General features: G+C 51.6%; 7 protein-coding genes. 3 read left to right on the top strand and 4 right to left on the bottom strand.

Translation table 11 applies throughout. The features are described from left to right. Nucleotides 1-171 precede the first annotated feature (171 nt). The 3 genes from gndA (at nucleotide 172) to JJU14_RS03700 (ending at nucleotide 6,303) form a co-directional block, all read left to right on the top strand. A complete protein-coding gene (gene gndA, locus JJU14_RS03710; RefSeq protein ID WP_228611258.1) occupies nucleotides 172-1,701 on the top strand; it encodes an NADP-dependent phosphogluconate dehydrogenase in 1,530 nt (509 codons plus the stop codon). Continuing rightward, nucleotides 1,701-2,888, top strand: a complete 1,188-nt coding sequence (gene purT / locus JJU14_RS03705) for a formate-dependent phosphoribosylglycinamide formyltransferase (protein WP_228611257.1) — start codon at nucleotides 1,701-1,703, stop codon at nucleotides 2,886-2,888. Before gndA ends, purT begins: the two co-directional genes overlap by 1 nt. 139 nt (nucleotides 2,889-3,027) lie before the next feature. Beyond that, the gene (locus JJU14_RS03700) at nucleotides 3,028-6,303 is read left to right on the top strand and encodes a S41 family peptidase (RefSeq protein WP_228611256.1); all 3,276 of its coding nucleotides are present in this window, start codon (nucleotides 3,028-3,030) and stop codon (nucleotides 6,301-6,303) included. Nucleotides 6,304-6,322: 19 nt separating this feature from the next. Here JJU14_RS03700 and JJU14_RS03695 read toward each other — a convergent pair whose 3' ends face one another. The 4 genes from JJU14_RS03695 to JJU14_RS03680 form a co-directional block, all read right to left on the bottom strand. Further along, entirely contained in the window at nucleotides 6,323-8,266 is a 1,944-nt protein-coding gene (locus tag JJU14_RS03695; protein ID WP_228611255.1) for a DUF3488 and transglutaminase-like domain-containing protein, read from the bottom strand. Continuing rightward, nucleotides 8,260-8,874: a DUF58 domain-containing protein gene (locus tag JJU14_RS03690; RefSeq protein WP_228611254.1), complete on the bottom strand. Its 615-nt coding sequence runs from the start codon at nucleotides 8,872-8,874 to the stop codon at nucleotides 8,260-8,262. Before JJU14_RS03690 ends, JJU14_RS03695 begins: the two co-directional genes overlap by 7 nt. Before the next feature lie 339 nt (nucleotides 8,875-9,213). Next, nucleotides 9,214-10,122: an AAA family ATPase gene (locus JJU14_RS03685; RefSeq protein WP_228611253.1), complete on the bottom strand. Its 909-nt coding sequence runs from the start codon at nucleotides 10,120-10,122 to the stop codon at nucleotides 9,214-9,216. Between the two features lie 118 nt (nucleotides 10,123-10,240). Then, nucleotides 10,241-12,733 carry a S8 family serine peptidase gene (locus JJU14_RS03680; RefSeq protein WP_228611252.1) on the bottom strand — a complete coding sequence of 831 codons (2,493 nt, stop codon included), beginning with the start codon at nucleotides 12,731-12,733 and terminating at the stop codon, nucleotides 10,241-10,243. Between the last annotated feature and the right edge of the window lie 226 nt (nucleotides 12,734-12,959).

Here is a 12,959-nt window from a genome sequence, read left to right as displayed (position 1 = left end):
CGCCTTCTTGATCGTATAGCAGCAGGTTGTGGCAGCATGATGGCATCATTTACCGTCAGGAGTTCGCCAGAACAGGCATCTGTTATCAGATGCGGGTAAGACGAAGACTGCAATTATGGCGCGAACTTGGTATACTTCGCGCCGATTTCTTCGGCTGAAATAGGACTCTTCATGTCAGACCCCATTCGTCACTGCGATATCGGCTTTGTTGGCGCCGGTGTTATGGGCAAAAACCTTATCCTCAATCTGGCCGATAATGGCTATCGAGTGGCTGCTTTTGATCTGGACCGTCAGCGTCTGGACGCTGTGTTGGCGCAAGATGCCTCTGAGCGTGGTGATCAGCCCGCCCGGGTCATTGCCTGCAGTTCCTACACCGAATTGCTTGGCCTTTTAAAAGCGCCGCACCTGATTGTGTTGTCGGTGCCCGCCGGAAAACCGGTGGATGATATTTGCCATAAGCTGATTGATGCCGGCATTCAGGCCGATGACATCGTGGTGGATACCGGCAACAGCCTGTGGACCGATACGGTCGAGCGGGAAAAGTCCTACGAAGGCAAGTTTATTTTCTTTAGTACTGCGGTTTCTGGCGGAGAAGAGGGCGCCCGTTTTGGCCCCTCCCTGATGCCAAGTGGCGATCCCTATGCCTGGACCCGCATTAAGCCAGTCTGGCAGGCCATTGCTGCCAAGGTCGATCCTGCCAGTGGTAAGCCGATTGAACGTAAAATACCCGGTAAGCCGGTCACCGAAGGTGAGCCTTGTGCCACTTACATAGGCCCAACCGGCTCGGGCCATTACGTTAAGATGGTGCACAATGGCATTGAATATGCCGATATGCAGCTGATTTGCGAAGCCTATCAGGTGATGCGCGACCAACTGGATATGAACCCGTTGGAAATCGCCGGCGTTTTTAAGCAGTGGAATGAAGGTATTTTAAACAGCTACCTGATGGAAATCAGCGCTGAGGTGCTGGCCACCGCCGATTCAGACACTGGCTTGCCGTTGGTCGATGTGATTTTGGATAAAGCCGGCCAAAAGGGCACCGGCCTGTGGACTGCGGTCAGCAGCTTGCAACTGGGCAGTCCGGCGCCAAGTATTGCCGAAGCGGTCTATGCCCGCTCATTATCCGCACTAAAAGCGGAGCGGGTAAAAGCCTCCAGCGTGCTGGCCGGTCCAAGCCCGCAGTTGCTGGATGACGCGCAAAAACAAGCGACGGTAGCTGCTTTGCATGATGCGCTGTATTGCGCCAAGGTCTGTGTTTATGCACAGGGCTTTCATCTGATGAAAACCGCGGCGGCAGAGCAGGGCTGGGAGCTTAACTTTGCTGAAATCGCCAAGATCTGGCGGGCCGGTTGTATTATCCGTGCGGTCTTTTTGCAGTCCATTACCGAAGCTTATCAGCGCAATGAAGAACTGGCCAACCTGCTGGTCGACCCATTCTTCGCCAAACAAATCTCCGGTTTTCAGCAGCACTGGCGCCAGGCCGTAGCCAATGCCACCCTGGCCGGCATTCCTGTACCGGCGCTCAGCTCAGCGCTGAGTTATTACGATGCTTATCGCACAGCAGTACTGCCAGCCAACTTGTTGCAAGGCCAGCGTGACTTCTTTGGTGCTCATACCTTTGAGCGTACCGATCAGCCCAAAGGTAAAACTTTCCATGTGTTATGGAGCGAGCAGGGCCGGCCAATGACGAGGATCAAATAATGAGTACAACCATCGGAACTCCTGGTAGCAGCAGTGCCACCAAGGTCTTGTTGCTGGGCAGCGGTGAGCTGGGCAAAGAGCTGTGCATTGAATTAAAACGTTATGGCTGTGAAGTGATTGCGGTGGATCGCTACCCCAATGCGCCGGCCATGCAGGTCGCCGACAAAGCAGTGGTGATTTCGATGCTAAACAATGCAGCGCTGCGTCAGTTGGTGATCAAAGAAAAGCCAACCTTTATCGTGCCCGAGTTAGAGGCCATAGCCACCACTGAGCTGCTGGAGCTGGAGCAGGCCGGTTTTACTGTGGTACCCAGTGCCCGGGCAGCTAATTTAACCATGAACCGTGAAGGCATTCGCCGGCTGGCGGCCGAAGAATTGCAGCTGCCTACCTCGAGCTATCAGTTTGCGCAGGATAAAGCCAGCTTTGAAGCGGCGGTGGCTGCCATTGGCTACCCTTGTGTGGTTAAGCCCATTATGTCGTCCTCTGGTAAAGGCCAGACGGTGCTGAAAAGCGCCGACGATTTGGCTGCAGCCTGGGCTTATGCTCAGGAAGGCGGTCGCGCCGGTAAGGGCCATGTGATAGTGGAAGGTTTCATTGATTTTGATTACGAAATCACCTTGCTAACCGTGCAATCGGCGCAGGGCATTCAGTTCTGTGCGCCGATAGGCCACCGCCAGGAAGATGGTGATTACCGCGAAAGCTGGCAGCCACAGGCGATGTCAGCGGCCGCTTTGGAAAAATCCCAGCAATTTGCCCGTCAGGTGGTGCAAGCACTGAGTGGTGCCGGGATCTTTGGCGTGGAGCTCTTTATCAAAGGCGATGACGTTTGGTTTAGCGAAGTCTCCCCCCGGCCACACGATACCGGTTTGGTGACTTTGATTTCGCAGCAATACAGCGAATTTGCACTGCATGCCCGTGCGATTTTAGGCTTACCTATTCCACAAATTCGCCAGTACGGACCAGCGGCATCGGCTGTGCTCCTGGTCGAAGGCCAAAGCGCCGATATCCGTTATCAGGGGCTGGCGGATGCGCTGGCGGTGCCGGATACCGAGATACGACTGTTCGGCAAACCGGAAGTGCAGGGTAAGCGCCGTATGGGCGTAGCGCTAGCGCTTGACGACAGTACCAAAGCCGCCATCGATAAAGCCAAGGCTTGTGTCAGCAAGCTGCGCACTGAGCTGCGGTAAGCTTGATGCTGAAGCGGCACGGATGCCGTTTCAGCCTGCTATCCAACCGTAGAAACCCTGATTTAGCCGCATTGATTCTGGTTCTGTTGCCTTAGTTCTGATAGCGTTATGCTACTTTGTGCTAACAACAAGACCTACCATGATCAAAAAGACACTGCTGGCTTTTGCCATTACCTCTGTATTCAGTGCCAACGCTCTGGCATCGGATAGCTATTTCCGTTCGCCTTCACTGCAGCAAGATAATCTGCTGTTTACGTCTGAAGGCAATATCTGGCAGGCTGATTTAGCCAGCTTGCGCGGTCATCGCCTCACCACGCATCCAACCGAAGAAACGCAGGCCCGGTTATCGCCAGATGGCAAGTGGCTGGCTTTTGTCGCAAGTTATGAACAAACCCCAGAGCTTTATGTCAAAGCCGCCAATGGTGGGGTGGCCAAACGGGTTACTTTTGAAAACAGCCGGGTGCGCCTGCAAGGTTGGACTAAAGATGGCCAACTGCTGTATGCCACTGATCATGTGGCTGGCCCGGCTAATTTCTGGCTGCTGAAAACCGTTGATCCCACCAGCTTAAAAACTGAAACCTTACCGGTAGCAGATGCCATTGAAGGGGCACTGGATAGTGACGGGGAGTGGCTGTACTTTGTGCAGCATGGTCTGCAAGCCACCGGTGATAATGCCCGCACCTACCGTGGTGGGGCTATGGGTGAGTTATGGCGCTATCGGCTGGGCTCCGGCCAGGAAGCTGAATTGCTCAGTGCCGGACACCAGGGCTCTGTGCGTAATCCCATGCTGTGGCAAGGGCGAGTGTATTTTGTCAGCGATGCCAGCGGTAATCCGAACATCTGGTCGATGCAAACCGATGGCAGTGATTTGCAACAACATAGCCATCATCAGGATTGGCAGGTTCGTCAGGCTTATTTGAATCAGGGCCGAATTGTCTATCAGTTGGGTGCCGATATTCATTTGCTGGATCTGCAAAGCGGTGAGGATCGCCTGCTTGAGCTTAGCATTCAGTCCGACCGGCCGCATCAACGTGAGCGCTGGCTGGATCAGCCGCTGAATTACCTGACCAGTGCGCATTACGCTGGCTTTGGTGATCAGGTGGTGCTTACTGCGCGTGGCAAGGTGGCAATTGCCGCCAAATCGCCGGCACGGTTGGTAGACATTGCCACCCCGGCCAACAGCCGCATCCGGGAAGCCATCCTCAGTCAGGATGGCAAATGGGTGTATGCTATCAGCGACCAAACCGGCGAGCTGGAGATCTGGCGTTATGCTGCCGATGGCCGGGATGAAGCCAAGCAATTAACCAAAGATGGCAATGGCTTTCGCTGGCAACTGGCTTTATCACCAGATGGCAACTGGCTGGCGCATGATGATAAAGCTGGTAATCTTTGGTTGCTGAATCTTCAAACGCTGGAGAATAAACTGGCATTTAGCGGTGGTGTGGGTCTGGCGCCTTTTGCCGATATTGTCTGGTCGCACGACAGCCAGCTGATTGCGCTGACCCATGTGGAAACCCGTCAGCAGCGCAGCCAGGTGCTGCTGTATTCACTGGCAGAACAAAAACACCAACTGATCACCAGCAGCAAGTATGAGTCGTTCTCTCCGGCGTTTAGCCCGGATGGCAACTGGCTGTATTTTTTATCCAACCGTCATTTTAGAGCCACCCCTGGCCATCCCTGGGGCGATCGCAACCTGGGACCGATGTTTGACCGGCGCAGTGAGATTTTCGCCGTTAGCCTGAAGCAGGGCGCAGCCTTTCCGTTTCAACCACCGACTGAGTTGCCAGTAGCTGAGATCAACAGCGAAGAACCAGCGCGGCGTGGCCGCAGAGCGGCAGCGGTTAGCCGGGTCGACTGGCAGGGGCTGAATCAACGCTTATGGCAGGTGCCGGTAGCGGCTGGCAATTACACCCAGCTCAGTGTGACCGAGCAGCGTTTGTTTGTGCGTGAGTGGAGCTATGATGCTGGCTCCACCCCGGATCTCAAGGTGATTAAAATTGATAACCGGGATGCAAAAATCGAGCACTACGGTTCAGCTATTGCTGATTACCGGGTATCGCACGACGGCAAACAGCTGTTTTTGCGAAAGCAGCAAGCCAATGGCACCGGCCCTATGTATGTGGTGGATATCGGCGATAAAGAGCCATCCGATCTGAGCTCGGCACTGCTGAACAGCAGGCAATGGCAGCTGGCGCTGGATCCCAAGCAGGAATGGCAACAGATGTTCCGTGATGCCTGGCTGATGCAGCGTGAGTTTTTATTCGATAAAGCCATGCGTGGCTTAGATTGGCAGGAAACCAAGACACGCTATCTGCCGCTGGTAGAGCGGGTTTCCGACCGCCATGAACTTGATGATGTGCTGGCCCAGATGATGGGCGAGCTCGACGCACTGCACTCCCAGGTACGGGGCGGCGATTATCCGGCGCAGCGGCCAACACCTGCCGCAGCAAGTTTGGGTGCCAGCCTAGAAACGACCGCAGATGGTGTGCGTATTGCTCATATTTACCGGACCGATCCAGAGCTACCAGCCCAGGCGGCGCCATTGGCGCAACCTGGGGTGAATGCAAGGGTTGGCGATCTGATCCGTGCCGTTAATGGCCGGTCGGTGCAAACGGTAGCTGATGTCCAGTTGCAGCTGCGCAACCAGGTTGGCCGCCAGGTGTTGCTGGATTTAAGCCGTGGCAATAGTCGCCTGCAAACGGTAGCTGTACCGGTCAATGCCGGACGCGATCATCAGTTGCGTTATCAGGACTGGGTATTTAACAATGCGGCTAAAGTGCAAACGGCCTCAGAAGGACAGTTTGGTTATCTGCACTTGTACGCGATGGGGCCAAACGACATTGCCAATTTTGCCCGTGAGTTTTATGCCAATGTTGATAAAGATGGCTTGATCATTGATGTACGACGAAATCGTGGTGGTAACATCGACAGTTGGATCATCGAAAAGCTGTTGCGTCGGGCCTGGGCATTCTGGCAACCGACTCAGGGTGGGCCTTACACCAATATGCAACAGGCATTTCGTGGTCATTTGGTGGTATTGACCGATCAGCTCACCTACTCGGACGGTGAAACCTTCGCTGCGGGCGTCAAAGTGCTGGAGCTGGGGCCTTTGGTGGGCATGCGAACGGCCGGGGCTGGTGTCTGGCTGACCGGGCGTAACTTACTGACGGATCGCGGTGTTGCCCGGGTGGCTGAAACACCTCAATTTGCTATGGATGGTCGCTATATCATTGAAGGATATGGTGTAGCACCGGATTACGAGGTGCGTAATATGCCGGTGGCTACCTTCCGAGGGGAAGACGCTCAGCTGAACTTTGCTATCGATTATCTGCGGGGCAAAGTCCAGCGCGAGCCCATTCCGGAGCTTAAAGCCGAACCTATTCAGCCTGGCCCGGCAGCTGATATCCGCCGGTAAGTGTATTCTGGAAGGGCAGTCATTGACTGCCCTTCATTGGCTTTAGCTGTTTTAACCTGCGTTTGTGTTGTTTTAATAAGCGTGTCAGTTTTTGCTCTGCAGCCTTGTCGGAAGCAAAAATACTGAGCTCATACAAGTGATCCACCTGCCGAAGTAAAGCGTGTTCTGCTGCATTACTGCTAGCCAATAACTTCAATGCCTGGTTAAGGCTTTGCTCAGGAGCTCTGGCGCTTAGTCGTGGGATGGCTTTGAGTAGTTGTTCAGAAAGGCTCGATTGCTGTCTATGCCGCCAGCAATAGCCTGCTAACCCTGCCAGAAACAGCAAGAACAATAACAGTGACGCCAGCAACCATTGCTGCCAGTTCGCAAAAAACTTGCGTAATGACTGCCAAATAGCATCCTGGCGCTGCTGGTTAAAACCCAGCACCCAGACCGACCAGTAGTAATCCAGGTGCAACAGCTGTAAGCGCAGCTGAGCAAACAATGGCAGCTCTCCAAACAAGGAGCGGCCCAACAGAGCCATATCGTCTGGCGATAAAGCGCTGTCCAGGCCATCAAGTACCCGTTCCGGCGCAATGGCGGCAGTGGGATCCAACGGATACCAACGGTCATCCACCAAATACTCCACCCAGGCATGTGCATCCCGCTGGCGTACCAGTAAGTACTGTTGCTCAGGATACCAATCACCACCCAGGTAACCACCAACCACGCGGGCTGGGATCCCAGCCTGTCGCATCAACAAGGCCGTAGCAGAAGCATAATGACTGCAAAAACCGGCTTGGCTTTCAAACAGAAAGTCATCCACACTGTGACGCCCAAGCAGAGGTGGATTTAACGTGTAGTAAAAACTCTGCTGCCGGAAATGGTCCAGCAAAGCGTTGGCAAATTGGTGTGGCTCAGGGTGTTCATCCAGCAATTCATCAGCAAAAACCTGACTTCTAGGGTTGTGATTCCCGGTCAGCAAATTCCAACGCCGTTCGTTATCATCCGTCAAAGGGATCGGTTGCAGTACACTGCTTAGTTGATAGCTGATACGTTGGCTTACAGGCCGATTGGTACGCAACAATCCGGCAGCCAGGGGCTCCAGCTCCGGACTCCAGTTCGTTGGCAGGCCCAGGCTAAATACGGCGCGCTGAAAACTAGGCTCAGCAATCACCTGATAGTGTACTAGCTGGTCTGGTTCGGTGATTGAGCGACTGGTTCGGGCCGTGCGATGAAAGTTTTGCTGAACCGACCAACGCCGACCATCAAACTGCTCAAATACTTTGGCTCGCCAATAGCGTTCTTCTTGAGCGGGTAGCTTTGAATCGAATCGCACGCGAAAGGCGGTCGCATTGCTTTGCACCAACTGCTCAATAGTTCCAGGCTCAATTTCATTAGCTAACCCAGTCATGGCTTGCTGGGAACTGGGCAGTTGCCATAGCGGGGATAGTCGCGGGAACAAAACAAACATACCCAGCCATAGCGGCAGCAATAATAGTAAGAACTTACTATCTGCGGCTAGTTGTTTGCGTTCGGGCAATTGTTCTGCAAAGAGGAGGTATTGCAGCAATAAATTAAGGCCTGTGGCTATAAAAATCAGCACCGCCATGGCCATGGATTGATGAAATAAGAAACTGCATCCTAAAATGAAGTACTGCACCCAAACCAGTTGCCGGGCTTCACTTTGCCTGGATAGCGCCAGTAATCGCAGCAAAGCTGATAGCAGTAAAATGTGCATCAGAAAATGCATTGAGCCCAACTGTCGGATCGCCAGCAGCAGGATAATCACACAAATAGCAGCGATAACATTGACCAAGCGAAGGCTTAGCACAGGGAGTTTCTGGTATGCTTGTAACCAGGCCATGCCATTTAGCAACAATAGCATAGAAAGGCTCCATGCTTGCCATGCTGGTAGCAGCAGTAAGATAAGCAGCAGTTGTAGCGCTGGGGCTAACAGAAAAAAGCGTTGCTGGCTTAACATAGTGCCAGCCTTTGCAGGCATTGCTGCAGATGCAGTGAACCTTGACCAAGGGGAAGATCTCCAGCAGGGGTTTTCAGACCATAACTCACTTGCTTTGCCTCCAGCTCAAGCAGCTGGTAGCACACCTCCGATAGGCATTGTTCTAGAGCAGCCCCATGCAGCGGAGGGACCTGTAACCAACGGGGATCTGCTTTAGGTTGTTGCTCGGATATTTTGACCACTGGTGAGTCAGGCTGGCGAGCAAGGCGTTTCCAATGCAAGCGGCGAATGGAGTCACCTGGCTGATAAGCTTTTAACTGATCGGGCAGCTCTTCAGGGGCTAACTGATTGTGATCCGATTTCGGGTCGACACCTGGTAACAAGGCGGTTGGCTCTGTAGGCGTAGGATAAACCCAATAATGCAGTTGAACTGGCAAGTAACTCCAGCAACGGATCAGCCCTAACGGATACTCTGTATACACCAACACGCTATCGATTGGGTAATGGCCTCTTTTCAATGCTGGCCAGTGCAGGGTTGCTTGTTGCCCTTGACTCACTTTGGTTCTGGCGGCCCTCATAGAAAAGTACACAGCCTGGTAGGAAGCCTGGTGTTTTAAGGTGAATGGCATGCTGAGCTGTTGACCTGCATACACAGCTGCTGGCGCTGAAACCTCAATACTTAATCCTGCGAGGTTTCGCCAGGCAAACCAAATACTCAGCAGAAACACGCTGAGTAGTAAGTAAGCTAGCAGTAAAATCAAATTATTTTGGTAATTGGTGCCCAATAAATAAAGCAGTATTATCAAGGCAACGAACCAAAACCCGTAGCGAGTAGGAAACACCAATAAAGTGCTATGATTTAATTCAAGCACTGTATTGCTAGCAAACCTTTTAGCCAGCCAGCTCTTCAGACGTTGGCGAAGTTTATCTCTTAGCTTTGTTGTGATTTGTGTCACAGCGTTATGACCTTATAGGGTACAAGGCGTTTCACGAAGCAACAGCAGACTCCAACGAGGCTCTGCAGCACGAGATTTTGGGTCTAGCCGATGCTCACTTACACTTGGAAATATTGCCTGTACATCATCCGCGGTAACATAGTCACGTTCTTGCATCAATGCCCAGGCTTTGGCTGCCTGAAGCAATGCTTTAGCGGCTCTTGGCGATAATGGCAACATATCCGGGTGCTGCCTGCTATGTGCCACCAAGTCCAGCAAGTAGTTAATTAAAGCTTCAGAGGCATGGATATGAGGCACCTTGGCTTGCAGTGCCATCAGTTGCTCAATACTAAGTTGTTGCTGTACTAGTTTTAACCTCGATTGACCGCGATCTGAGTCCAGCAACTCAAATTCAGCGGCGCGATCCGGAAAGCCAAGTGATAATCGCATTAAAAAACGATCCAGCTGCGATTCTGGCAAAGCGGATGTACCAGACTGGTCCAGCGGGTTCTGAGTGGCTATCACAAAAAAAGGTGAGGGCAGGGCTCTTGTTTTGCCGTCAATCGATACCTGCTGCTCTTCCATCGCCTCAAGCAAGGCGCTTTGCGTTTTCGGGCTGGCACGGTTAATCTCGTCGGCCAATAATAGGTGGCTGAACACCGGGCCTGGTTGAAAGTTAAACTGATGGGAGCGTGTATCATAGATACTCATTCCCAGCAGATCGCCTGGTAACAAATCACTGGTAAATTGCACCCGACGATAGGATAGGCTAAGGCTATCAGCCAGCGCATGGGCTAGCGTGGTTTTGCCCATGCCTGGTAAGTCTTCCAATAGCAGATGCCCTTTGGCCAATAAACAGCAAAGTGCTAATTTGATCTGAGCACTCTTACCAAGAATAATACGGTTCAAATGATGTTCAATGGCCTGAAATTCTGCGAGCACAACAATTCCTTACTACAAGTCGCTCTGGGTAATTTAAGATAGCAAGTTCACGCGCAATAAAAAAGGCGACCTATCGATCGCCTTTGATTAAATGCTTTTAATTAAGCTGTGCAGTTCATTAAAATTGCGCAACAATTTCTGCTGAGCATTGGTCTGTGTTTTCAGCACACAGCTGATAAACAACCTGGCTGGCAGTTGTATTGAAGCGATCACGGTAGCGGCCCTGATTTTCAAGGGTAGCTACCTTAACGCCATCGCGGTAAAGATCTACCCGGCTGTCCGCACCTGACCAGCGTAAGTCAACGATGCTCGAGCCTGTGCGGGCTTGCTGCGCACGATGCACCCACAGGTCGATAGAGCTGATCACATCACTTACGGTCACGGTCTGAGAGGTACTGTCCGTCAAGCCATTGCCATCTGCAACGGTCAGGGTAACGTTGTAGCTGCCCGCTGCGCTGAACAAATGCGAAGGGTTTTGCTGCGACGAGCTGCTGCCATCGCCGAAGTTCCAGTCCCAGCTCACAATGGCATCATCACCTTCGCTACTCTGATCACTGAAGTTAACCAGTAAGCCAGAGGCTGAATAGCCAAAGCTGGCAACAGGTGCTTCCGGATCAGGGTCGACAATGTCACCATCAGGCAGAGCCGTCAGCGTAAGATTCCAGCTGTTTAGAGTACCTGTATCCAGTGCTGCGTTATCTGAGACAAACAAGGTCCAGTCACCTTGCATGGCTTCGCCGTTATAAACATCAACTTCCCAGCTTTGGATCAGGTCGTCTGCGCTACCGCCAGTGCGGTTATGCAAGGTATGCACTGTCCCTTCTGGTGAGGTGAGGCGCACAATCAAATCACCACGCCAGGTGTGGGTGATATTAACGCCCACTTCAGCACCAAAAACATGACCTGACTCAGCTACTGAAATAATGCTTTCAATACCAGCAGGGTTGTTATCAGGGATGGCAATCGGTGTCGTATTTTCGTATGGAAAGTCCATTAAGCCTTGTGGAATCACATTCAGGTTGGCGGTCGTCTGGCGCACCAAGTCTCCAGACGCGCTGTCCGTGGCTGTGATCAGGAACTGATAGGCACCCCATGGTGTATCTTCATCGGTATCAACCAATAAACTTACCGTATCACCAGGGTAAGCTACATCCGATGAAAAGCTAACACCAGGCATAGCTGGTGTTGCATCCACAGTAAGCTGAATTGCATCATTCCAACCAGCTACTGAGCTGAACTCCAGGGTGTAAGCTGTTTGCTCACCGGCGATAACTTCCTGATTGCGAGGATCCAGGCTTAAGCGGAAACCAGGTGCTGGATCAGCTTCTTCTAAAGCGCTGGCAACATTTAAACGTTTACCAGAGACTGTCCGACCATCCAGTGATGGCAGAGCATCACCTGATTGCATCAGGATTTCTTTCATCTGCAATGCTGAAATATTTGGATCCAATGACCATACCAGTGCAGCTGCACCAGCAACATGAGGAGATGCCATAGAAGTGCCTGAGAAGGTACTGTAACCAGCCCCTGGCACTGTGGATAAAATGGCTGAGCCTGGAGCCCCCAGATCAACGCTAACTAAACCATAATTTGAGAAACCGGACAGGTTATCATTGCGGTCGGTTGAGGCAACAGAGACAATAATGTCTGAATCATAGGCTGCTGGATACATAGGGAACTGATCAGCATTTCGACCATCATTGCCAGAAGCAGCAATAAACAAAATACCTGCATCGCCTCCATCTTCAATGGCAAGCTTTAAAGCTTCTGAAAAACCGCCACCTCCCCAGGAGTTGTTAGTCGCCTTAACGTCAACACCATGATTCAGCTTTAAATCGGTAAAATAACTGATACATTCAATCGCGCCTGCGGTAGAGCCACCTCCGGCACCGAGGAACTGACATGGGATCAGAGTGACATTCCAGCTAACGCCTGCAACACCAACCCCATTATCACCCACAGCGCCAATAGTTCCAGCAACATGAGTGCCATGGCTACCACTATCCATTGGGTCGCCACTGGCATTTAGTGTTGACCAGCCAAACTGATGGCCTGGATAACTACCATCATTTTCCCAGCGATTAGCTATCAAATCCGGATGGTTGTAATCCATACCTGTATCAATGACACCGATGATAATATCTCGACTTCCGGTTGTAGTTTGCCAGGCTTCAACAGCGCTAATATCAGCACCAGGCGTACCACCACTTTGACCTGTATTGTGCAGGCCCCATAGTTCATTAAAGCGTGGATCGTTAGGAGACAATGGGGAGGTAAGTGGTTGGACAATGTAATTAGGTTCTGCAATCTCAATAGCTGGATGCAGGCTTAATTTTTTGATCAACTGATCACGCTCAACACCTCGTGGTATGCGGACTTTGGCAATACGTCCATCAGCCACATGCTTCATGCGAATATCACGTCCCTCAGCATCCAGTTCGCGAAGCGAAACACCAGAGCGGCTCATAACCATTTCCCGCTCTGCTTTACCTACACCTGGTTTAAATACGACTATGATGGAGTCATCAGCTGCTTGTTGCGGCGCAGCCATCACACTTCCAGCGACCAGAGCTGCCGAAATAGCCAAGGCCAGTTTTTTGAGTTGTCGCATAATTTAGTACCTTATTTTTTCATTATAGTAAAGTATTTGCGCCTTTTTTTAGCACAAGTAATCAATACCATAAATTAGAATTAATAGACTCTACGATCAGTGAAATTAGTAAGAATGTACTAGTCTTAAATGGGGGGTAGATGTAAACTAAATGAGCCCATCTAATTGTTTTATAGTGTAAATATTGTTTTATCATTAGTTATTCGCTTTAAAAAAATAACTCTTT

It is taken from the genome of Alkalimonas sp. (assembly GCF_020831925.1).
Lineage (GTDB): Bacteria > Pseudomonadota > Gammaproteobacteria > Enterobacterales > Alteromonadaceae > Alkalimonas.
This window is presented reverse-complemented; position numbering and strand designations above follow the sequence as displayed.